The organism is Pseudomonas sp. P1_C12 (assembly GCF_056406435.1).
This window is the reverse complement of the sequence record NZ_JBFUAE010000006.1, coordinates 275,413-298,934: the sequence shown is the minus strand read 5'-3', so window position 1 is coordinate 298,934 and position 23,522 is coordinate 275,413. Positions and strand designations below refer to the sequence as shown.

The 23,522-nt window shown below is 61.1% G+C and carries 18 protein-coding genes and 3 tRNA genes; 2 read left to right on the top strand and 19 right to left on the bottom strand.

The annotated features are described in order from the left end of the window. Positions 1-59: 59 nt before the first annotated feature. The 19 genes from AC1D19_RS13640 to leuC form a co-directional block, all read right to left on the bottom strand. Positions 60-136: transfer RNA gene (locus AC1D19_RS13640), tRNA-Asp, on the bottom strand. A 92-nt stretch (positions 137-228) separates the two neighbouring features. After that, positions 229-305, bottom strand: a tRNA-Asp gene (locus AC1D19_RS13635). Between the two features lie 53 nt (positions 306-358). Then, positions 359-434, bottom strand: a tRNA-Val gene (locus AC1D19_RS13630). A gap of 153 nt (positions 435-587) precedes the next feature. Next, entirely contained in the window at positions 588-1,364 is a 777-nt protein-coding gene (locus AC1D19_RS13625) for an SDR family oxidoreductase (protein WP_477754002.1), read from the bottom strand. Continuing rightward, entirely contained in the window at positions 1,361-2,572 is a 1,212-nt protein-coding gene (locus tag AC1D19_RS13620) for an O-succinylhomoserine sulfhydrylase (protein WP_477754001.1), read from the bottom strand. The genes AC1D19_RS13625 and AC1D19_RS13620 overlap by 4 nt, the downstream gene beginning before the upstream one ends. Before the next feature lie 195 nt (positions 2,573-2,767). Continuing rightward, positions 2,768-4,273, bottom strand: a complete 1,506-nt coding sequence (gene purF / locus AC1D19_RS13615; protein WP_020795479.1) for an amidophosphoribosyltransferase — start codon at positions 4,271-4,273, stop codon at positions 2,768-2,770. A 41-nt stretch (positions 4,274-4,314) separates the two neighbouring features. After that, positions 4,315-4,875: a CvpA family protein gene (locus tag AC1D19_RS13610; RefSeq protein WP_223457095.1), complete on the bottom strand. Its 561-nt coding sequence runs from the start codon at positions 4,873-4,875 to the stop codon at positions 4,315-4,317. 98 nt (positions 4,876-4,973) lie between these two features. Next, positions 4,974-5,642 carry an SPOR domain-containing protein gene (locus AC1D19_RS13605; RefSeq protein WP_477763515.1) on the bottom strand — a complete coding sequence of 223 codons (669 nt, stop codon included), beginning with the start codon at positions 5,640-5,642 and terminating at the stop codon, positions 4,974-4,976. Beyond that, positions 5,626-6,933 carry a bifunctional tetrahydrofolate synthase/dihydrofolate synthase gene (gene folC / locus AC1D19_RS13600; RefSeq protein WP_477763514.1) on the bottom strand — a complete coding sequence of 436 codons (1,308 nt, stop codon included), beginning with the start codon at positions 6,931-6,933 and terminating at the stop codon, positions 5,626-5,628. The genes AC1D19_RS13605 and folC overlap by 17 nt, the downstream gene beginning before the upstream one ends. Continuing rightward, positions 6,930-7,850 carry an acetyl-CoA carboxylase, carboxyltransferase subunit beta gene (gene accD / locus AC1D19_RS13595; protein WP_477753997.1) on the bottom strand — a complete coding sequence of 307 codons (921 nt, stop codon included), beginning with the start codon at positions 7,848-7,850 and terminating at the stop codon, positions 6,930-6,932. Before accD ends, folC begins: the two co-directional genes overlap by 4 nt. Before the next feature lie 217 nt (positions 7,851-8,067). Beyond that, positions 8,068-8,694, bottom strand: a complete 627-nt coding sequence (locus AC1D19_RS13590; RefSeq protein ID WP_477753996.1) for a phosphoribosylanthranilate isomerase — start codon at positions 8,692-8,694, stop codon at positions 8,068-8,070. A gap of 63 nt (positions 8,695-8,757) precedes the next feature. Next, the gene (gene truA / locus AC1D19_RS13585) at positions 8,758-9,582 is read right to left on the bottom strand and encodes a tRNA pseudouridine(38-40) synthase TruA (RefSeq protein WP_095943676.1); all 825 of its coding nucleotides are present in this window, start codon (positions 9,580-9,582) and stop codon (positions 8,758-8,760) included. A 281-nt stretch (positions 9,583-9,863) separates the two neighbouring features. Then, the gene (locus AC1D19_RS13580) at positions 9,864-12,455 is read right to left on the bottom strand and encodes a motility hub landmark protein FimV (RefSeq protein ID WP_477763513.1); all 2,592 of its coding nucleotides are present in this window, start codon (positions 12,453-12,455) and stop codon (positions 9,864-9,866) included. 128 nt (positions 12,456-12,583) lie between these two features. Then, positions 12,584-13,594, bottom strand: a complete 1,011-nt coding sequence (locus tag AC1D19_RS13575) for an aspartate-semialdehyde dehydrogenase (protein ID WP_477763512.1) — start codon at positions 13,592-13,594, stop codon at positions 12,584-12,586. A 177-nt stretch (positions 13,595-13,771) separates the two neighbouring features. Continuing rightward, a complete protein-coding gene (gene asd, locus AC1D19_RS13570; protein WP_007975660.1) occupies positions 13,772-14,884 on the bottom strand; it encodes an aspartate-semialdehyde dehydrogenase in 1,113 nt (370 codons plus the stop codon). 66 nt (positions 14,885-14,950) lie between these two features. Then, the gene (leuB, locus tag AC1D19_RS13565) at positions 14,951-16,033 is read right to left on the bottom strand and encodes a 3-isopropylmalate dehydrogenase (RefSeq protein WP_007997553.1); all 1,083 of its coding nucleotides are present in this window, start codon (positions 16,031-16,033) and stop codon (positions 14,951-14,953) included. A 93-nt stretch (positions 16,034-16,126) separates the two neighbouring features. Further along, on the bottom strand, positions 16,127-16,894 hold the full coding sequence (locus tag AC1D19_RS13560; RefSeq protein WP_477763511.1) for a class I SAM-dependent methyltransferase: 768 nt from the start codon (positions 16,892-16,894) through the stop codon (positions 16,127-16,129). Positions 16,895-17,041: 147 nt separating this feature from the next. Beyond that, a complete protein-coding gene (gene leuD, locus AC1D19_RS13555) occupies positions 17,042-17,686 on the bottom strand; it encodes a 3-isopropylmalate dehydratase small subunit (protein WP_477763510.1) in 645 nt (214 codons plus the stop codon). Positions 17,687-17,688: 2 nt separating this feature from the next. Next, complete coding sequence (leuC, locus tag AC1D19_RS13550) at positions 17,689-19,119, bottom strand: 3-isopropylmalate dehydratase large subunit (RefSeq protein ID WP_477763509.1); 1,431 nt, start codon at positions 19,117-19,119, stop codon at positions 17,689-17,691. A gap of 147 nt (positions 19,120-19,266) precedes the next feature. On the opposite strand from leuC, the gene AC1D19_RS13545 reads away from it, so the two are divergent. Then, positions 19,267-20,157: a LysR family transcriptional regulator gene (locus tag AC1D19_RS13545; RefSeq protein WP_477763508.1), complete on the top strand. Its 891-nt coding sequence runs from the start codon at positions 19,267-19,269 to the stop codon at positions 20,155-20,157. A 67-nt stretch (positions 20,158-20,224) separates the two neighbouring features. Continuing rightward, positions 20,225-23,503: a sensor domain-containing protein gene (locus AC1D19_RS13540; RefSeq protein ID WP_477760701.1), complete on the top strand. Its 3,279-nt coding sequence runs from the start codon at positions 20,225-20,227 to the stop codon at positions 23,501-23,503. The last annotated feature ends 19 nt before the right edge of the window (positions 23,504-23,522 follow it).

Genomic DNA, 23,522 nt, shown 5'->3' with positions numbered 1-23,522 from the left:
CGAAGTAACCAGTGGTTTCTTCGTAGCTCCAAGGCGTTCAGCAGGCCTCGGGGCAGATATGGCGCAGCGGACGGGACTCGAACCCGCGACCCCCGGCGTGACAGGCCGGTATTCTAACCGACTGAACTACCGCTGCGTATCGCTTTGGACTTGCGCCCAGGTAACTCGTCTGATTGAAAACTCAGTAGCTTTTCAATCTCGAGCCAGGCATGCCCGACTCGGAAAATATGGCGCAGCGGACGGGACTCGAACCCGCGACCCCCGGCGTGACAGGCCGGTATTCTAACCGACTGAACTACCGCTGCGCGTCGGTGGAGGCATTTCAGCCTACCTCTTGCTTTCGCAAGTATCTCGGGAGTGGTGGGTGATGACGGGATCGAACCGCCGACATTCTGCTTGTAAGGCAGACGCTCTCCCAGCTGAGCTAATCACCCGTTTGCATCTCCGAGGCCGCGAAATTTACGCAGGTAGCGAACCTAAGTCAATAGCAGTATTGAAGTTTTTCTGAAAAAGACAAAATCATTTCATTCCGGCCAATGTCGGCAACCATCAGTCCGACGATGAGGGCGATACATTCAACGCCAGTATCACTCGCTGTAAATCATCTTCTTGGTCATGCCACCATCGACGACGAATTCCTGGCCGGTGACAAACCCGGCATTTCGCGACAGCAGCCAGGCCACCATCGCCGCGACATCCTCGACCGTCCCTACCCTGCCCGCCGGATGCTGGGCATGATCGGCTTCGGTCAAGGGTTCGGCACGCCGCACCGAAGGATCGCGCGCGTCGATCCAGCCAGGGCTGACGGCATTGACCCGGATCTCCGGGCCAAGACTGATTGCAAGTGCATGGGTCAGAGCCAACAAACCACCCTTGCTCGCCGCATAGGCCTCTGTGTCGGGTTCCGACTGCCCGGCGCGGGTCGAGGCCAGATTGACGATGGCACCGCCATGAGCGCGCAGGTACGGCGCACAGTGCTTGGCCAGCAACATCGGCCCGCTGAGGTTCACCGCCAACACCCGATTCCAGTGAGCCAGATCGAGGCTTTCCAGGGTGATGTTATGCGGATCGGCAACCGCGGCATTGCAGACCAGCGCATCCAGGCGCCCGAACTGGCCGAGCACCTCGGCCACCCCCAGCGCGACCTGCCCCTCGTTGGAGACATCCATGGCGATGAACCAGGCGTTGTCACCCAGCACTTTCGCCACTTTCGAGCCGCGCTCGCGGTCCAGATCCGTCAGCACGACTTGCCAGCCTTCGCTGAGCAGCCAGGCCGAGATCCCCAGGCCAATGCCCCGCGCAGCACCGGTCACCAGCGCTACGCGGCCATTTGAGCCTGCGATCGGCGCAGACAAGTCGATCACAACGCAGCCAGGCCGCGCGCCAGATCGGCTTGCAGGTCCGCAACGTCTTCCAGACCGACCGCAATGCGGATCAGGCTGTCACGAATACCCGCCGCTTCACGCTCCTGCGGCGCCAGGCGGCCATGGGACGTGGTGCTCGGATGGGTGATGGTGGTTTTGCTGTCGCCCAGGTTGGCGGTGATCGAAATCAGGCGCGTGGCATCGATAAAGCGCCAGGCGCCCTCTTTGCCGCCCTTCACCTCAAAACTGACGACCGCACCAAAACCCTTCTGCTGGCGCAGCGCCAGTTCGTGCTGCGGATGGCTCTTGAGGCCGGCGTAATGGACTTTCTCGATGCCTTCCTGCTGCTCCAGCCACTCGGCCAGTTGCTGGGCGTTGGCGCAATGGGCCTTCATCCGCAGGTTCAGGGTTTCCAGGCCCTTGAGGAAGATCCACGCATTGAACGGGCTCAGGGTCGGGCCGGCGGTACGCAGGAAACCCACCACTTCCTTCATCTGCTCGCTGCGACCGGCAACCACGCCGCCCATGCAACGGCCTTGGCCGTCGATGAACTTGGTGGCCGAGTGCACGACGATGTCCGCGCCCATTTTCAGCGGCTGCTGCAAGGCCGGGGTGCAGAAGCAGTTGTCGACCACCAGCATCGCGCCTTTGGCGTGGGCGATTTTCGACAGTTCGGCGATATCTACCAATTCGGCCAGCGGATTGGACGGCGACTCGACGAACAGCAATTTGGTGTTGGATTTGATCGCTGCATCCCAACCGGACAAGTCCGCCAGGGCCACGTAATCGACTTCGATACCGAAACGCTTGAAGTACTTCTCGAACAGGCTGATGGTCGAGCCGAATACGCTGCGCGACACCAGCACATGATCACCGGCGCTGCACAGGCTCATCACCACGGCCATGATGGCCGCCATGCCGGTGGCGGTCGCCACGGCCTGCTCGGCGCTTTCCAGCGCGGCGATGCGCTCTTCGAACGCGCGCACGGTCGGGTTGGTGTAGCGCGAATAAACATTGCCCGGCACTTCGCCAGCGAAGCGCGCAGCGGCGTCGGCGGCGGTACGGAACACGTAGCTGGAGGTGAAGAACATCGGATCACCGTGTTCGCCTTCCGGCGTACGGTGCTGACCGGCGCGTACGGCCAGGGTATCGAACGCTACACCTTCGAGGTCGCTGTCCAGCCGACCGGCATCCCATTCCTGACTCATGCTGTCACTCCTTGCCTTATTCGATAGTAGGTACGAAACCGGCCTTGAGGAGAGACGCCTTTTGTAGGAGCTGGCTTGTGTAGGAGCTGGCTTGCCAGCGAAGAAGGCGTCACATTCAACATCACCATTGCCTGTGATACCGCCTTCGCTGGCAAGCCAGCTCCTACAGCCAGCTCCTACAGGGCCGGTGTTAAATCAGTTGTTGTACAGATCGATGATCGCACTGACTGCCTGCGTCTTGACCTTGGAGGCATCGTTGCGTGCCTGCTCGATCTTGTTCAGGTAAGCCTCGTCGACGTCGCCGGTGACGTACTGGCCATCGAACACCGCGCAATCGAACTTGTCGATCTTGATCTTGCCGCCACCGACCGCCTCGATCAAGTCAGGCAAGTCCTGATAGATCAACCAGTCAGCGCCGATCAGGTCTGCCACGTCCTGGGTCGAACGGTTATGCGCGATCAGCTCGTGGGCGCTCGGCATGTCGATGCCATAGACGTTCGGGAAACGCACCGCCGGCGCTGCGGAGCAGAAGTAGACGTTCTTGGCGCCTGCTTCGCGAGCCATCTGGATGATCTGCTTGCAGGTGGTGCCGCGAACGATGGAGTCGTCCACCAGCATCACGTTCTTGCCGCGGAATTCCAGCTCGATGGCATTGAGCTTCTGGCGTACGGATTTTTTCCGCGCGGCCTGGCCCGGCATGATGAAGGTCCGGCCGATGTAGCGGTTCTTCACGAAACCTTCGCGGAACTTCACGCCCAAGTGGTTCGCCAGTTCCAGGGCCGCAGTGCGGCTGGTGTCCGGGATCGGGATGACCACGTCGATATCGTGATCCGGACGCTCGCGCAGGATCTTCTCGGCCAGTTTCTCACCCATGCGCAGGCGGGCCTTGTAGACCGACACGCCGTCGATGATCGAATCCGGACGCGCCAGGTACACATGTTCGAAAATGCACGGAGTCAACGACGGGTTGGTCGCGCATTGACGGGTGTGCAGCTTGCCGTCTTCAGTGATGTAGACCGCTTCGCCCGGTGCCAGGTCGCGAATCAGGGTGAAGCCGAGCACGTCCAGGGAAACGCTTTCGGAGGCGATCATGTACTCGACACCTTCGTCGGTGTGACGCTGGCCGAACACGATCGGACGGATGCCGTGCGGGTCGCGGAAACCGACGATGCCGTAGCCGGTCACCATCGCCACGACAGCGTAGCCACCGACACAACGGTTGTGCACGTCAGTCACGGCGGCGAACACGTCTTCTTCGGTTGGCTGCAACTTGCCGCGCTGGGCCAGTTCGTGCGCGAACACGTTGAGCAGCACTTCCGAATCGGAGCTGGTGTTGACGTGGCGCAGGTCAGATTCGTAAATCTCCTTGGCCAGTTGTTCAACGTTGGTCAGGTTACCGTTGTGCGCCAGGGTGATGCCGTAAGGCGAGTTGACGTAAAACGGTTGAGCTTCGGCCGAGGTCGAGCTGCCCGCGGTCGGGTAGCGCACATGGCCAATACCCATGTGACCGACCAGACGCTGCATGTGACGCTGATGGAACACGTCACGCACCAGGCCGTTGTCCTTGCGCAGGAATAACCGGCCATCATGGCTGGTCACGATACCGGCAGCGTCCTGGCCGCGGTGCTGGAGGACGGTTAGCGCGTCATACAGCGCCTGATTGACGTTCGACTTACCGACGATACCGACGATGCCACACATGCGACGCAACCCCTACTTAATGGATCTGAACTGAACACAACTCACTGAGGCGTTTTGGCCATCGGCAAGAGGTGCTCCTTGAACGGTATATCAGCGGGTACGCTGATTCCGCTGGCAAGCCACTGACTGCTCCACCCGAGGATCAGGTTTTTGGACCAGTCGGCGACCAATAAAAATTTTGGCACGAGCTGTGACTCTTTCCACCACCCGTCCTGCTGTACCGGCCCCAGGCTCAACAGCCCGACGGCGATAACCACCAGCAACCCGCCACGCGCGGCGCCGAAGGCCATGCCGAGGAATCGGTCGGTCCCGGAGAGCCCGGTGACGCGAACCAGTTCGCCGATAAGATAGTTGATCATTGCGCCTACGATTAAAGTGGCGACAAACATGATGGCACAGCCCGTGATTATACGAGCCGATGGCGTTTGAATGTACCCGCCGAGGTACTCGGACAGTGAGCCACCGAACATCCAGGCAACGACTCCTGCGATGATCCAGGTCAGCAGCGACAATGCTTCTTTGACGAAGCCGCGACTCAGACTGATCAATGCGGAGATGGCGACGATTGCTACGATCGCCCAGTCAACCCAGGTAAATGGCACAGTGCAGCCTACAGACGGATAAGGCGGCGCATTTTAGCAGAGCCCATGCTTATCGGTAAGCTGCTATTGTCAGTGCATTTCATATCGGGGCGATAGTTTTAGCCACGTTCCGGTTGAAAGCGCACGACAAACCCCTTGAGATTCTGCTGGCGGTTCAATAAGTCACGCAGCCGGTCGGCTTCGGCGCGCTCGATCAGCGGCCCGACAAACACCCGGTTTTTGCCGTCGGCGGTACGAATGTAGGCGTTGTAACCCTGGCTGCGCAGGGTTTTCTGAAGCTTTTCCGCGCTTTCACGACTCGACAGGCTGGCCAGTTGCACCGACCAACTGACAGACAAGCCATTGGCATCGACACGGCTTTGCGTGGTGTCCGGCTTGCCCGGTGCCGCCGTGATCGGCTGAGCAGGCGCTGTCGCAGGCTTGGCCGCCAAAGCCGGGACCGGCGCGGGCGCAGCCGGTTTGGCCGCTGGCGCTGGAGCCGCATGCGCTGGAACCACCGGCGCAGTTGGCACCGCCAATTCCTGCTGGGCGATTTCCTCATCGCTCGGCACGGGCTCCTGAGGCAAGGCTTGCGGCTCGGGCACCACCACGGGCTCGACCTGTACCTGGGGCATCACAGGCGCCTGCGGAGCCGCAGGCGCTTCGACTGTCACCCGGCGCTGTTCATCCTGGCGGGAAAACAGCATCGGCAGAAAAATCACCGCCAGCGCGACCAACACCAGGGCGCCAACCATGCGCTGCTTGTATGCCTTATCCAGCAATGCCATTCGCCGCGTCCTCCGTGGAGCGCCGGGCCAGCCATTCAAGGGCCTCGGCGACACAATAAAATGATCCGAACAACAGGATTTCGTCGTCGCTCGTGGCCTGCGCGCACTGCCCTTCCAGGGCGGCCGCGACACTTTCGTAGGGCGTGACCGACGCACCAAGACCTTGCAACGCATCGTGCAAATCCGCAACCGGACGCGCCCGAGGCGAATCCAGAGGTGCTACGGCCCAGTGCTGGACACTAGCATTCAATTCGCCGACAACACCATCCAGATCCTTGTCCGCCAGCAGACCGAACACCGCCAGACGCTTGCCGACCGGCGGACGACTGGCCAAGCGACGCGCCAGATACTCCGCCGCATGCGGGTTATGCCCCACATCCAGCAATAGATTCAAGCGCTTGCCTTGCCACTCGAACTCACGGCGATCCAGACGACCGACCACCTTCGTTGCCCGCAGCGCCTCGATAATCTGCGCATCCACCCAAGGCAAGCCGAGCAGCAGGTACGCCTGCAACGCCAGCGCAGCGTTTTCCATCGGCAGATCGAGCAGTGGCAGGTCGCGCAGTTCAACCGCACGCCCTTGCGCATCGACACCACGCCACTGCCAGTTGTGATCGGTGACGCCGAGATCAAAATCGCGCCCACGCAGGAAAAACGGGCATTTGAGCTCGCGCGCCTTGTCCAGCAACGGTTGTGGAGGATTCAGATCGCCGCAGAGCGCAGGCGCGCCCTGACGGAAAATACCGGCCTTCTCGAAGGCCACGGACTCACGGGTATCACCGAGGTAATCCGCATGATCGACGCCAATACTGGTGACCAGCGCCACGTCGGCGTCCACCACGTTGACCGTATCCAGGCGACCGCCCAGACCGACTTCCAGCACCACCGCATCGAGCCCTGAGCGCTGGAACAGCCAGAACGCCGCCAGGGTGCCCATTTCGAAGTATGTAAGGGAAGTATCACCGCGCCCGGCCTCTACCGCAGCAAAGGCCTCGCACAGCTCGGCGTCCGTGGCTTCGACACCATTGAGCTGCACCCGCTCGTTGTAACGCAGCAGGTGTGGGGAGTTGTAAACCCCCACGCTCAAGCCCTGGGCTCGCAGCAAGGACGCCACGAACGCACAGGTGGAACCCTTGCCGTTGGTCCCGGTGACCGTAATCACCCGAGGCGCCGGCTTGCCCAGTCCCATGCGGGACGCTACCTGCTGCGACCGCTCCAGGCCCATGTCGATGGCCGAAGGGTGCAACTGCTCGAGGTAGGCGAGCCATTCGCCAAGGGTACGTTCGATCATAGGCTGGCTGGCACCGGCGGAACCACGATCGGCTCGATGGGTGCAGCAACGAACGTCGGCGTCGGCAGCCCCATCATTTGCGCCAACAGATTGCCCAGACGCGGACGCAGCTCCTGACGATCGATGATCATGTCGATGGCACCGTGCTCCAGCAGGAACTCGCTGCGCTGGAAGCCTTCCGGCAGTTTTTCACGCACGGTTTGCTCGATCACACGCGGACCGGCAAAACCGATCAACGCCTTCGGCTCACCGACAATCACGTCGCCCAGCATCGCCAGACTGGCGGAAACGCCGCCGTAGACCGGATCGGTCAGCACAGAGATGAACGGGATGCCTTCTTCACGCAGACGCGCCAGCACCGCAGAGGTCTTGGCCATTTGCATCAGGGAAATCAGCGCTTCCTGCATCCGCGCACCGCCGGAAGCGGCGAAGCAGATCATCGGGCAACGTTTTTCCAGGGCGTAGTTGGCGGCACGAACGAAACGTTCACCGACGATGGCGCCCATCGAACCGCCCATGAAGGAAAACTCGAACGCCGAAACCACGACCGGCATGCCCAGCAAAGTGCCGCTCATGGAAACCAGCGCGTCTTTTTCGCCGGTCTGCTTTTGTGCAGCGGTCAGGCGGTCCTTGTACTTCTTGCCGTCGCGGAATTTCAGACGGTCAACCGGTTCCAGGTCTGCACCCAGCTCGGTACGGCCTTCAACGTCGAGGAAGATGTCGATACGGGCGCGGGCGCCGATACGCATGTGATGATTGCACTTGGGGCAAACGTCCAGGGTCTTTTCCAATTCCGGGCGATAAAGCACAGCCTCGCAAGACGGGCATTTGTGCCAAAGACCTTCAGGCACCGAGCTCTTCTTGACCTCGGAACGCATGATCGAAGGGATCAGTTTGTCTACTAACCAGTTGCTCATGCTTTCTTTCTCCAGTACCGGCGGCCCGAACGCTCTGGTTCGCGGCCCCGTGTATGCCCTAGCGCTAAATTCATGTGTGCGGCGACGGTCGATGGACTGCCACGGTCAGCGCGAAACATGACCTGCGTGCAACCACAAACCCTCGGATCTACCTGCTGTGTGCAGTGCATCCGCTTTTTACAGTGCAGTGGACGGCGGCAGTCTGCCAGCCGTCACATCAACAGGTGCTACCGCGTACCGCTTTGATAAATGCCTGAATCTTTGCGTGATCCTTGATGCCCTTGCTCGCCTCTACCCCGCCGCTGACATCCACGGCGTAAGGTCGAACGCGCGCAACCGCTTCGGCGACGTTGCCCGGCGTCAGACCGCCCGCCAGAATGATCGGCTTGCTCAGGCCTTGCGGTATCAGTGACCAGTCAAATGCCTCACCGGTTCCTCCGGGAACGCCTTCGACATAGGTATCGAGCAAGATGCCGCTGGCACTGGCATAGGCATCACAGGCCGCGGCGATGTCATCACCCGCCTTGACCCGCAGCGCCTTGATGTACGGGCGATGCCAACCTTCGCACTCGGCCGCGCTTTCATCGCCGTGAAATTGCAGCAGGTCCAGGGGCACCGCGTCGAGAATTTCACCCAATTCGCAACGGCTCGCATTGACGAACAAGCCCACGGTGGTCACGAACGGCGGCAGCGCCTTGATGATCGAGCGCGCCTGCTGGAACGTCACCGCGCGAGGGCTTTTGGCGTAGAACACGAATCCGATGGCATCCGCCCCGGCCTCGACGGCTGCCAACGCATCTTCCATGCGGGTAATCCCACAGATCTTGCTGCGAACGGCTGACATGTCGACACAACTCCAAGACAAATCCGGGAAAGTCCCGGATGGTAACAAAAGCATTCGAGGGCGTCAGCCGCCAAGTTCCGAGAAACCGGTCAGGAAGTGTGGACCGATGTAACGCTCGGGCAATTGGAACTCGTCACGGTACTCGACCTGCACCAGATACAACCCGAACGGATGCGCCGTCACGCCACCGGTCCGCCGAATCCGGCTCTCCAGCACCTCTTTCATCCACTCCACCGGACGCTCTCCGGCGCCGATGGTCATCAGCACGCCGGCAATGTTACGCACCATGTGATGCAGGAAGGCGCTGGCACGAATATCCAGCACGATCATCTTGCCGTGACGGGTGACGCGCAGATGATGCAGTTCCTTGATCGGTGACTTGGCCTGGCACTGGCCGGCGCGAAACGCGCTGAAATCATGGGTACCGAGCAGGTACTGGGCGGCCTCGGCCATGCGCTCGACGTCCAGCGGACGGTGGTTCCAGGTCACTTCTTCGTTCAGGTGCGCCGGGCGGATCTGATCGTTGTAGATCACGTAGCGATAACGCCGGGCGATGGCCTTGAACCGTGCATGGAAATGCGCCGGCATGACCTTGGCCCAACTGACACTGACGTCGTGGGGCAAGTTGATGTTGGCGCCCATGGTCCAGGCCTTCATCGAACGCTCGACCTGGGTGTCGAAATGCACCACCTGTCCGCAGGCATGCACCCCGGCGTCGGTACGCCCGGCGCACATCAGCGAAACGGGTGAGTCGGCGACTTTGGACAAGGCGTTTTCGAGGGTTTCCTGCACGGTCAGCACCCCGGACGCCTGGCGCTGCCAGCCGCGGTAGCGCGAGCCTTTGTATTCGACGCCCAGCGCGATCCGGAAAAAGCCGTCGGCTGCCATTTCGGCGGCCGGGTTATCTATATTTGCCAAGGAGAGACAGCCTGCTGATGTACCAAAGGCGGGCATTATAAGGCCGCCGGGCGGGGATGCCAGAGAGATCTCCTTTGACTGTTCCGGCCCTTTCGCGGGCAAGCCCGCTCCTACAGGGTTCTGTGGGCGACATAAATCACTGTAGGAGCGGGCTTGCCCGCGAAAGCAATTTCACAGTCACCAACGCACACCAGCCAAACAAAAACGGCAGCCTCAATGGGCTGCCGCTCTGTTTACAACCTACCGGAAACTCAAGCCAGGCGCGAAAGCATTTCCTCGGCTTCGCTCTTCTGCTCGACACTGCCTTCGCTCACCACCTCATTGAGGATGTCGCGAGCGCCATCGCTGTCGCCCATGTCGATATAGGCCTGAGCCAGATCGAGCTTGGTAGCGGCTTCGTCAGTACCCGAGAGGAAGTCGAAGTCATCATCGTCGCCCAGCGCGGCATCTGCTTCGGTGAAGGTCGGTTCGCCGATGCTGCTGGACAGGCTCTCCAGCTCGGCGTTGACATCATCCAGCTCAGCCGCGAACGCATCCGGTGCGTCCATTTCGTCGGCCAGCGACAGATCGAAATCGGCCGGCAATTCCAGGTCATCCAGCGCGACCTCAGGAACAGCCGGGGTTTCAGCGACCGGAAAATCCTTCACGCCTTCGTCCAGATCCAGCAGGAAATCGTCTTCAGCCAGTATCGCCGGCGACGGTTGCGCACCGAGATCCAGGTCGAGATCGAAGTCCGACAGGTCGTCGAGGTTTTCCTTGATTTCAGTCTGTTGCTGCAACACCGACTCAAAACTCAGATCGTCATCCAGCGGGAACTCGTCCAGGTCCGCCAGCGCCGTCACTTCAGGCTCCGGCGCAGGTGCAGGCGCAGGCGCCACAGGCGTGATCGCGTCCAGATCATCCAGGCTCAGGTCGAAGGCGCTGTCGAGGTCATCCTCGAACGGCGCTGGCACCGGCTCTGGCGCCGGTGCTTGCGGCTCATCGAGCAACAGGTCCTTGACGTATTGCGCATCCAGCTCGGCAGCAACGGCGGCTGCGGCGATGCCACCGGCAGCCACCAGCGCCATGGCCGGGAAGCGGCTTTTGAGCTTTTCAACCTGGGCGAAGTTGTCGCCATTGGCCACCAACTGACGCTCCTGGCCGACGAACGCATCGCGGTCGCCTTGCTGGCCGTAGACTTCCATCAGTTTCAAGCGCAAGTCGCTGCGCTTCGGCTCTTGCTTGACGCCGTCCTCCAGCAACGCGGCAGCCTGGTTCAGGCGACCGGCATTGATGTGCGACTGAGCCTGGCCCAGCACATCGTCGGAACGCTCGGCAGCCGGCGCCACCAATGGCGCGGCGATCGGCGTGGTCATCACGACCGGGGCAACCACCGGCGCTGGCGCGGGAGCAGGCGTCGGGGCAGTCGCCAGCTTCACGCTCGGCGATGGAACTTCCAGGCCTTCGAAGCTGGTTTCCGGCAAGTCGAAATCGGCCGAGAACGGCTGTTCTTCAGCCAAGGCACGGGCCATGCGCATATGCTTTTCGGCTTCTTGCCGGGCTTTGCGGCGGCGCGCCAGCAACAGCAGCAAGAGCAGCAGAACCACCGCACCGCCACCCACCAGGCCCAGCAGCACCGGATTGCTCAGCAACTCATTGAATTTCTGATCGTCGGATGCTGCCGCAGTTGCCTCTGGCGCGGTGACCACTGCTGCAGTTTCAGCCGGAGCAGGCGCAGCAGGCGCTGCCGGGTTGGCAGCCAGCTCGGCCGACATCGCCGGAGCTGTCGCAGCCGCTGGTGCACCCGCAGCGCCCTCGGTTTGCAACTTGGCCAGTTGATTGTTCTTCAACTCGATCAGGCGCTGCAGCTTGTCCACCTGGCTTTGCAGGTCGGTCATGCGACTTTTCAGTTCGGCGTTATCACGACGACTGGTATCGAGGCTTTCCTGGGTCATCGCCAGCTTGTTGCTGAGGGCCGTGGCATCTCCAGCGGCCCCTTTGCCACGGTTCTTGCCGGACTCGGCAGAAACCAGGCTCAGTTTGTCGGTGGCCGCTTGAGCGGGCGCACCATCGGTGCGAGCGCGATTGGTAGCGTCGAGCTGTTGCTGCCCTGCCCCGGGTTTGGCCACGTAGCGACGCCCCTGGCGCCATGCGGTGTTCTGTGCAGCCACTTCGGCAATGGCCTTGGCTTGCGGCAGGCCCGCGCTCTGCACCTGGTCCGGCAGGCGCAGCACCTGGCCGGTTTTCAAGCGGTTGATATTGCCGTCAATGAAGGCGTCCGGGTTCAGCGCCTGGATGGCGAGCATGGTTTGCTGGATCGAACCGCCATTACGCGCCTTCGCGGCGATTTCCCACAGGGTATCGCGCGGTGTGGTGGTGTATTGGGACGCTTTGGTCGCACCGGTGACGGGCGCGGCAACCGTTGACGTTGGTTGCGCAGCCGCTTCAGCGGTTTGCGGCGAGAATTTGGACGGATCGAGCAATACACTGTAGTCGCGCAGCAAACGACCGTTCGGCCACATGACCTGAACCAGGAACTTCACCATGGGTTCGGAGAGTGGTTTGCTGGAGGTCACGCGCAGGATGCTTTTGCCGCTGGCGTTAAGCACCGGGGTGAAGGTCAAGTCGTTGAGAAACGCCTGGCGGTCGACACCGGCCTTGGCGAAATCGTCTGGTGAGGCCAGGCTCGGCACCACTTCGGCGGCGGTGAGATCCTTGACATCGAGCAGCTCGATTTCCGCTACCAGCGGCTGGTTGAGCGTCGATTTCAGGGTCAACTCCCCGAGCCCGAGGGCATGCGCCATACCGGAGGACAGCGCCGAGGCGGCCGCTATTGCTAACACCAGTTTGCGAACTTGAACCATTAGCACATCCTTAGTTTGAACATTCCTCGGCCAGCGAGAAGATATTGATAGTCGCTGCCGTAAGGCATTGCGCGCAACGGCGAGGGTCGTCGCGCGTAATCATTCGACAAATTGTTGCAAAGTATCTTTTACAGCAGGTCTTTAAGCAACAACTCGGCCAGCTGCACCGCGTTGAGCGCGGCGCCTTTGCGTACGTTATCTGACGTCAGCCACAGATTAAGTTCCGACGGGTCGTCGATACCCTGGCGAACCCGACCGACGTAGACCACATCCTGCCCTACCGCATCGCCCACCGGGGTCGGGTAATCGCCGGCTTCCACCAGCTCGATGCCGGGTGCGTCTTCCAGGGCCGCATTGATTTTCGCCAGGTCGATTTCATTCGCGGACTGCAGGGTCACGCTATAGCTATCGCCAAAAAACACCGGGGCTTGAATGCATGTGACGGAAATCTTCAATGACGGCCGCGCCATGACCTGGCGCAGCTCACGCACCAGGCGTTTTTCCAGCAATGTATGACCTTGCTCATCCGGTTTGCCGACCTGGGCCAACAGGTTGAAGGCCATCTGCCGATCAAAGAATTTCGGCTCCAGCGGCCGCACATTCAGCAGTTCGGCGGTTTGCCGCGCCAGCTCGCTCACGGCTTCGCGGCCCTGGGCCGATACCGCCAGGCTGGCGGTCAGGCTGATGCGCTGCAAATCGAGCAAATCCATCAGCGGCGCGAGCACCACCGCCAGCGTGGTGGCCGACGGACTTGGACTGCTGACCTGAAACGGTTTTTTCAAGCCGGCCAACACCTGAGCGTTGGCCTCAGGCACGACCTGCGGCGCCTTTTCGGCCGGCAAGGCACCGGAGAGATCGATCACCGAGCATCCGGCATCGATCGCGCGGGAAGCAAAACTCAACGAAACCGCCGGGCCGGCCACGAAAAACCCAAGCTGCACCTTGCTGAAGTCGAACTCATCGACTTCCCGCACCCGCACATTCTTGCCGCGAAACGGTACGGAACTGCCGGCCGATTCGCTGCTGGCCAACAGATGAAGGGTGCCGATCGGGAAATCGCGCTCTTCGAGAATCTGCACGAGCGTTTCGCCGACAGTACCGGTGGCGCCGATCACGGCAATATCAATGGACTGGCTCATGGTTTGACCTCTGGCGAAACGGGGGGAGCGGCACTTTACCGGGTGGTGGGGATGCAGGCAATTCGGCGGGAGATTTGTGGTGTTCGTGCCGGCCTCATCGCGAGCAAGCTCGCTCCTACAAGGATAAAAAAACCCGCACCTCTCTCAAGGCACGGGTTCTTTCATTGCATCAACCGATCAACGCTCGAGCAGGATCCGCAGCATGCGGCGCAGCGGTTCGGCCGCGCCCCACAGCAACTGGTCGCCAACAGTGAACGCGCCGACGAACTGCGAACCCATGTTCAGCTTGCGCAGACGTCCAACCGGGATGTTCAGGGTGCCGGTGACCTTGTTCGGGCTCAGCTCCTGAATGCTGGTCTCACGGCTGTTCGGTACCAGCTTGACCCAAGGGTTGTGCTGGCTGATCAACCCTTCGATATCAGCGATCGGTACGTCTTTGTTCAGCTTGATGGTCAGCGCCTGGCTGTGGCAGCGCATGGCGCCAATGCGTACGCAGATGCCATCGACCGGGATCGGGCTCTTGAAACGACCGAGGATCTTGTTGGTCTCGGCCTGGGCCTTCCACTCTTCGCGGCTCTGGCCGTTCGGCAGTTCCTTGTCGATCCACGGGATCAGGCTGCCGGCCAGCGGTACGCCGAAGTTTTCGGTCGGGTACGCGTCGCTGCGCATGGCTTCGGCAACACGACGGTCGATGTCGAGGATCGCGCTGGCCGGATCGGCCAGTTGATCGGCAACAGCGGCGTGGGTCGCGCCCATCTGCTTGATCAGTTCACGCATGTTCTGCGCGCCGGCACCGGAGGCCGCCTGATAGGTCATGGCGCTCATCCACTCCACCAGACCGGCTTCGAACAGGCCACCCAGACCCATCAGCATCAGGCTGACGGTGCAGTTGCCGCCGATGTAGTTCTTGGTGCCCGCGTCCAGCTGCTGGTCGATCACCTTGCGGTTGACCGGGTCCAGAACGATCACCGCGTCATCCTGCATGCGCAGGCTGGAAGCGGCGTCGATCCAGTAACCCTGCCAGCCGGCTTCACGCAGCTTGGGGAATACTTCGCTGGTGTAGTCGCCACCCTGGCAGGTCAGAATCACGTCGAGGGTTTTCAGCTCTTCAATGCTGTAAGCGTCCTTGAGCGGAGCAATGTCCTTGCCCACGGACGGGCCTTGGCCACCGACATTGGAAGTGGTGAAAAACACCGGCTCGATAAGATCGAAATCCTGCTCTTCCAGCATCCGCTGCATGAGCACGGAACCGACCATACCGCGCCAACCGATCAGACCTACACGTTTCATCGCAACTACACCTTCTTGAAATGTGGGCCGCTGCCTTGTCTTGAATTTGGCAGCGGGCCCGAGAGATTACAGATTCCGCAGCGCGGCGACTACTGCGTCACCCATTTCCTGCGTACCGACTTTAGTGCAACCTGCCGACCAGATGTCGCCGGTGCGCAAGCCCTGATCCAGCACCAGGCTGACGGCTTTCTCGATGGCATCGGCCGCGGCCTGCTGGTTGAAGCTGTAACGCAGCATCATCGACACCGACAAAATGGTCGCCAACGGGTTGGCGATGCCCTTGCCCGCGATGTCCGGCGCCGAACCGTGGCACGGCTCGTACATGCCTTTGTTGTTGGTGTCCAGGGACGCCGACGGCAGCATGCCGATGGAACCGGTGAGCATCGAGGCCTGGTCGGACAGGATGTCGCCGAACATGTTGTCGGTGACGATCACGTCGAACTGCTTCGGTGCGCGCACCAGCTGCATCGCGGCGTTGTCGACGTACATGTGGCTCAGTTCGACTTCAGGATAATCCTTGGCCACTTGTTCGACCACTTCACGCCACAGCTGGCTGGAGGCCAGTACGTTGGCCTTGTCCACCGAGCACAGCTTCTTGCCACGGACCATGGCCATGTCGAAACCGACACGGGCGATACGACGAATTTCGCTTTCGCTGTACGGCAGGGTGTCATAGGACTGACGCTCGCCGTTTTCCAGGGTACGGGTACCGCGTGGCGCGCCGAAGTAGATGCCGCCGGTCAGCTCACGGACGATCAGGATGTCCAGGCCGGCCACGATTTCCGGCTTCAGGCTGGAAGCCTCGGCCAGTTGCGGGTACAGGATCGCCGGGCGCAGGTTGCCGAACAGGCCCAGTTGCGCACGGATTTTCAGCAGGCCGCGCTCAGGGCGGATGTCACGTTCGATGGCATCCCATTTCGGGCCGCCAACGGCACCCAGCAACACGGCGTCGGCCGCGCGGGCACGCTCCAGGGTCTCATCGGCCAGCGGCACGCCGTGCTTGTCGATGGCAGCGCCGCCGATCACGTCGTGGCTCAGCTCGAAGCCCAGGGCGAACTTGTCGCTGGCCAGCTCCAGCACCTTGACCGCTTCGGCCATGATTTCCGGGCCAATACCGTCACCTGGGAGAATCAGAATCTGCTTGCTCATGCGTTCCTCATGTCATCAGTCGGTGCGCCCTGCGGCGCTCCCGGAAAAAGTCTATCGCTCGGTGCTTTTTTTTCAGAGCTTATCTTTCAAAGCTTATCGTTCAGCCATCAGCACCAATACATCGGTACTGAACGAACCATCGGCCTCAATCTCGAAATATTCGCGTACTTCGTTGCCCATCGACTGCTGCAACGCGCGGATCGCCGCGCGCATCACTTCAGGTGTGCGCATGCGCTCGACCCAGCTGTTGTACTCCAGACGCAGGCGCTGACGAGTGGTACTGCGGGTGTGCAGCCCCGCCTCGCTGACCTGGCGCAACCACTCGCCGGCGGAATAATCGCGCACATGGCTGGTGTCGCGCAGCACTTCGACGCTTTGCAGGTAAGTGTCGAACAGCGGGCTACCCGGTGACAATACGTCGACGAACGCCGCTACACCGCCCGGTTTCAACACCCGGCGCACTTCCCGCAACGCCACGCCGAGATCGCTCCAATGGTGCGCCGAATAACGGCTGAAGACGAAATCGAATTCGCCATCGGCGAACGGCAGGCGCTCGGCGGCACCGTTGACCGTGGACACGTTGCTCAAACCACGATCGACGGCGGCAGCGGTCACCACGTCGAGCATCTGCTGCGACAGGTCGTAGGCCACCACTTCTTTCACCAATGAGGCTACGTGAAAACTCACGTGACCGGCGCCGCAGCCCAGATCCAGGACCCTGGCATCACCCTGCCCGGCCAGCTCGGCCTGTAGCAGCGCGAATTCAGTGCCTTGAGCGTGTACGGCGCTGCTCAGGTAGGCCGAGGCCTGTTCACCGAATTGCTTCTGGACTACTTGGGTGTGTCGGGCGGTGCTGGTCATGGGGACTTCCTTTTTTGGGGTGAGTCTTGGGGTGTCTGGGCGGGCCTCTTCGCTGGCAAGCCAGCTCCTACAGGGGAATGCGTTTCAACTGTAGGAGCTGGCTTGCCAGCGAAGGGGCCCGCCCTGACTACATCAATCTCGGATCAATCAAGCGTCACGAAACAACCAAGGCTGGCTCGCCCGGTGCTTGGCTTCAAACACCGCAATCGCATCGCCGTCCTGCAAGGTCAGGCCGATATCGTCCAGGCCGTTGAGCAGGCAGTGTTTGCGGAAGGCATCGATTTCGAAGCTCAACACCTTGCCATCAGGTCGGGTCACGGTCTGGGCTTGCAGATCGACCTGCAATTGATAGCCCGGATTGGCCTCGACCTGCTGGAACAGCTCATCGACTTCGGCATCGCTCAAGATGATCGGCAGCAAGCCGTTCTTGAAGCTGTTGTTGAAGAAGATGTCGGCATAGCTCGGCGCGATGATGCTGCGGAAACCGTACTCTTCCAGCGCCCACGGCGCGTGTTCACGGCTGGAGCCGCAACCGAAGTTCTCGCGGGCCAGCAATACACTGGCACCTTGGTAACGCTCGGCGTTGAGGACGAAGTCCTTGTTCAGCGGACGCCTGGAGTTGTCCTGATAAGGCTGGCCCACATCCAGGTAACGCCATTCATCGAACAGGTTCGGGCCAAAACCCGTGCGCTTGATCGACTTCAGAAATTGTTTCGGAATGATCTGGTCGGTGTCGACGTTGGCACGATCCAAAGGCGCGACAAGTCCAGTATGTTGGGTAAATGCTCTCATGCTTACTGCGCTCCCTGGATCAATTCACGGACGTCGATGAAACGACCGTTCACCGCGGCGGCCGCGGCCATGGCCGGGCTGACGAGGTGGGTACGACCACCGGCGCCCTGACGGCCTTCGAAGTTACGGTTGGAGGTCGAAGCGCAATGCTCGCCACTTTCCAAACGGTCCGGGTTCATCGCCAGGCACATCGAGCAACCCGGCTCACGCCATTCGAATCCGGCTTCGAGGAAAATCTTGTCCAGACCTTCCGATTCGGCCTGGGCCTTCACCAGACCCGAGCCCGGCACGACGATGGCCTGCTTGATGGTCGAGGCCACTTTGCGGCCCTTGGCGATCACGGCCGCCGCACGCAGGTCTTCGATCCGCGAGTTGGTGCAGGAACCGATGAACACGCGGTCGAGCTGAATGTCGGTGATCGCCTGGTTGGCGGTCAACCCCATGTATTTCAAGGCGCGGACGATGGAGTCGCGCTTGACCAGGTCCATTTCCTTCGCAGGATCCGGCACGTTCTGATCAACAGCCAAGACCATTTCCGGCGAGGTGCCCCAGCTGACTTGTGGCTTGATGTCGGCTGCATCGAGTTCGACAACGGTATCGAAGACGGCGTCGGCATCGGAAACCAGGTCTTTCCAGGCTTCAACAGCCAGGTCCCACTCCGCGCCTTTCGGTGCGAAAGGACGGCCCTTGACGTAAGCCACGGTTTTTTCGTCCGCGGCCACCAGGCCTACGCGAGCGCCGGCCTCGATGGACATGTTGCAGATGGTCATGCGGCCTTCCACGGACAGGTCGCGAATCGCGCTGCCGGCGAACTCGATGGCGTGGCCGTTACCGCCGGCGGTGCCGATCTTGCCGATCACGGCAAGCACGATGTCCTTGGCGGTCACGCCGAACGGCAACTGGCCTTCGACCGCTACCCGCATATTTTTCATTTTCTTGGCGACCAGGCACTGGGTGGCGAGCACATGCTCGACCTCGGAAGTACCGATACCGTGCGCCAACGCGCCGAATGCGCCGTGGGTCGAGGTGTGGGAGTCGCCGCAGACCACGGTCATGCCCGGCAAGGTTGCGCCCTGCTCCGGGCCGATGACGTGGACGATGCCCTGGCGAACGTCGTTCATCTTGAACTCGACGATGCCGTATTCATCGCAGTTGTCATCGAGAGTCTGCACTTGCAGACGCGAGACCTGGTCAACGATGGCGTTGATGCCGCCCTTGCGCTCCGGCGTGGTCGGTACGTTGTGGTCCGGGGTCGCGATGTTGGCATCGATGCGCCATGGCTTGCGCCCGGCCAGACGCAGGCCTTCGAAGGCTTGCGGCGAGGTCACTTCGTGGATGATGTGACGGTCGATGTAAATCAGCGCAGAGCCATCGTCGCGCTGCTTGACCAAATGCGAATCCCAGAGCTTGTCGTAGAGCGTTTTGCCGGCCATCAGACGGTTCCTCATCAGCTTGTTTCTATGCCCCGGGTTTTGAAAGTCTCAATAACCCTTTGGCTTGTGAGGCTGATCCTATGGGGTTACATTAAATAACTCAAATTCATATTTTTTATGCTTTGGATAACCAACTGGAATACAACCATGGACCTGGCCAACCTCAATGCTTTTATTGCCATCGCCGAGACCGGAAGCTTCTCCGGCGCCGGGGAACGGCTGCACCTGACCCAGCCGGCCATCAGCAAACGCATCGCCGGGCTGGAGCAGCAATTGAAGGTGCGGCTGTTCGATCGCCTGGGTCGTGAAGTGGGCCTGACCGAGGCCGGGCGCGCCCTGCTGCCGCGGGCCTACCAGATTCTCAATGTCCTCGATGATACGCGCCGCGCCTTGACCAACCTCACGGGCGAGGTGACCGGCCGTCTGACCCTGGCCACCAGTCACCACATCGGCCTGCACCGCTTGCCGCCTTTATTAAGGGAGTTCACCCGACGTTATCCCGAGGTGGCGCTGGATATCCAGTTTCTCGATTCGGAAGTAGCCTATGAGGAGATCCTCCATGGTCGCGCCGAACTGGCGGTCATCACCCTCGCGCCAGAGCCCCATGCGCTGGTCAAGGCCACCCCGGTGTGGAACGACCCGCTGGATTTCGTGGTCGCCCCGGAGCATTCTCTACTCAACAACGGCAAGGTCAGCCTGGCAGACATCGCCCGGCACCCGGCGGTCTTCCCCGGCGGCAATACCTTTACCCACCACATTGTGCAACGGCTGTTTGAAGCCCAGGGCCTGACGCCAAACATCGCCATGAGCACCAACTATCTGGAAACCATCAAGATGATGGTCTCGATTGGCCTGGCCTGGAGCGTTTTGCCGCGCACCATGCTCGATGACCAGGTAGCACGCATACCTTTGCCGGGCATACAGCTCACTCGCCAGCTAGGCTATATCCTGCACACGGAAAGGACGCTGTCGAATGCTGCGCGGGCCTTCATGGCCTTGCTGGACGCTCAACTCGATCCGCCAGGGACTCAAGGCTAACTTGTGCTACTCCTATAGAGCCGAGAATTCCTGCAACAAACGCCCAAACTCAGCTCAAGGCTTGCCAATGCCGAAATCTGTAGACCGTATTCCGCCGATGCCGCGAATTCAGGCACTTGATCCGAAAAGCTCCGAACAGAGCTGGGAAAGTGCCTCGCAATTACTGGCCGCGCTCAACGGCGCGCGCCTGGGCGCCTGGTATTGGGACATCGAGCGCGGGCAGATCAGTTGGTCCCGGGGCACGCAGGCGCTGTTCGGCTTCGACCCCCGCAAACCATTGCCATCGGATCTGGAATACCTCGACCTGCTGCCTCCGGAAGATCGCGCGAAAACCCTTCGCGCCTTCCACGCGGTCATCGCTGGCGCGCCACTGGAGCAAGCGATGCATCACCGCATCCGCTGGCCCGATGGCAGCCTGCACTGGCTGGAAATCAACGGCAGCCTGTTGCCGGACAAGCACGGCAGGCCACGGATGATCGGCGTGATCCGCGAGATTACCCACCAGCGCCAGCGCGAGCAGGCGTTGAGCAGCTCGGAAAAACGCTTCGCCACCCTGTTTCACCTGTGCCCGAACATGGTCCTGCTGACCCGCCAGGAAGACGGCCTGATTTCCGAAGCCAACCAGCATTTCGAAAGCCTGTTCGGTTGGCCGGTACAAAACGCGATCGGCCGCACCACCCTGGAACTGGGGCTGTGGGTGCATCCCGAGCAACGGGCCGACCTGGTCAAGGCCACCAAGGCCAAAGGCGACCTGGTGAGCATGGAAGTGCAGTTTCGCGCCAGCAATGGCCAGGTCCATGACGGTATCCTCAGTGCGCAAAAAGTCGAGCTCGAAGGCCAGCCCTATCTACTGAGCACGTTCCTGGACACCACCGAACGCAAAGTCGCCGAACATGCCCTCAAGGACAGCCAGGAACGCCTCGACCTGGCCCTGGACTCCGCGCAGCTCGGCACCTGGGACTGGCACATTCCCAGCGGCATGCTCTACGGATCGGCACGGGCCGCCCAACTGCACGGCCTGGACGCCAAACCCTTTCACGAGTCCTTCGACGAGTTTTTCGAAGGCGTGCCCGGCAAAGAACGCGACACCATGCGCGACGCTTACCGCAGCCTGCGTGAAGGCCCGGCCGGCAACTATCAATTGACCTACCGCGTGCAATTGCCTGACGGCAGCTCGCGCTACCTGGAAAGCCGCGCCCGCCTCTACCGCGATGACAACGGCGTGCCGGTGCGCATGGCAGGCACATTGCTCGACATCACCGACCAGGTGGAGCGCGAACAACGGCTGGTGGCCTCCGAAGAGAAATTCGCCACGCTGTTCCAGGTCAGCCCCGACCCGATCTGCGTCACCCACCAGGACAGCGGCCAGTTCATTGAAATCAACTCCAGCTTCACCCAGACCTTCGGCTGGAGCACCGCCGATGTGATCGGCCGCAGCGCCGACGAAATAGGCCTGTGGGACGCTTCAGCGAAAAGCCTGCGACGGATCGAACAAGTGATCCGCGAACAAGGCCTGAACAACGTCGCCATTCTCGTCCAGCACAAGGACGGACAGGTCCTGACTTGCGTGATTTCCAGCCGCCAGATCAGCGTCGGCGACCAGCCCTGCATTGTCACCACGCTGCGCGACATCACCCAGCAACAGCGCTCGGAAGCGGCGCTCAAGGCCAGTGAAGAGAAATTCGCCAAGGCGTTCCACTCCAGCCCCGACGCCATCACCATCACCGAGCGCGACACCGGGCGCTATCTGGAGGTCAACGACGGCTTCTGCCGCCTGACCGGCTACCGCGCCGAAGAAGTGGTGGGCCGCACGGTGTATCAGGTGGGGATTTGGGCTGAAGAAAAACAACGCTCGGCGCTGCTGGCGGAATTGCAGATCAAGGGCCGGGTTCATCACCAGGAAATGCTCGGGCGTAACAAGCGCGGCGAACTGCTCACTGTCGAAGTCTCGGTAGAGCCGATCACCCTCAACGAAACCGCCTGCCTGCTGTTGACCGCGCGAGACGTCAGCCTGCTGAAAAACGCCGAAGCGCAGATTCGCCACCTGGCCTACCACGACTCACTGACCAACCTGCCCAATCGGGCATTACTGATGGACCGCCTGAGCCAGCAGATCGCCCTGCTCAAACGGCATAACCTGCGCGGCGCGCTGATGTTCCTCGACCTCGACCATTTCAAGCACATCAACGACTCCCTCGGGCATCCGGTGGGCGATACCGTGCTGAAAATCATCACCGCGCGCCTGGAGGCCAGCGTGCGCATGGAAGACACCGTTGCGCGCCTGGGCGGTGACGAATTCGTGGTACTGCTCAGCGGTCTCGAAGGCTCGCGCAGCGAGGTCAGCGATCAGGTACGCCAACTGGCCGACACCATCCGCGAACTGCTGTCCGAACCGATGTTCCTCGATGGCCAGCGCCTGCAAGTGACACCAAGCATCGGCATTGCGCTGATCCCCGATCACGGTTCGACCCCGACCGACCTGCTCAAGCGCGCCGACATCGCGCTCTATCGCGCCAAGGACTCGGGGCGCAATACCGCGCAGATGTACCACAACACCATGCAAAAGGCCGCGAGCGAACGCCTGCGCATGGAAACCGACTTGCGCCTGGCGCTTTCCCGGGGCGAGTTTCGCGTGCATTACCAACCCCAGGTCGACGCCCGGGGCGACCGCATCGTCGGTGCCGAGGCCCTGGTACGCTGGAATCATCCGGAGCTTGGCCCGCAGTCACCCAACGAGTTCATCAAGGTACTGGAAGACAGCGGACTGATTCTGGAAGTCGGCACCTGGATCCTCGACGAAGCCTGCCAGGCCTTCAAGCAATTGATCGAAAACGGCCTGATAGACCCGCTAAGATTCAGCCTGTGCGTGAACATCAGCCCGCGCCAGTTCCGCCAGAACGACTTCGTCGAGCGCGTCGAAAACAGCCTGAACAGCTATGGCCTGCCCTGCTCCCTGCTGAAGCTGGAAATCACCGAAGGTATCGTGATCCAGAACCTGGAAGACACCATCAGCAAAATGCGCCGCCTGAAAAAACTCGGCGTGAGCTTCGCCATGGACGACTTCGGCACCGGCTATTCCTCGTTGACCTACCTCAAGCGCTTGCCGGTCGACACCCTGAAAATCGACAAGTCGTTCATCCGCGATGCCACCAGCGACCCGAACGACGCCGAGATCATCCGCGCCATCGTCGCCATGGCCCACAGCCTGGACTTGAAAGTGATTGCCGAAGGGGTGGAAACAGCGGAGCAACTGGAGTTCTTGCAGGGGCTGGATTGTCACTTCTACCAAGGGTATTTGCACAGTCAGCCGTTGCCGGTTGAGGAGTTTCAAAAACTGCTGAAGTAGCGTTTTTAGAGGACAAGGC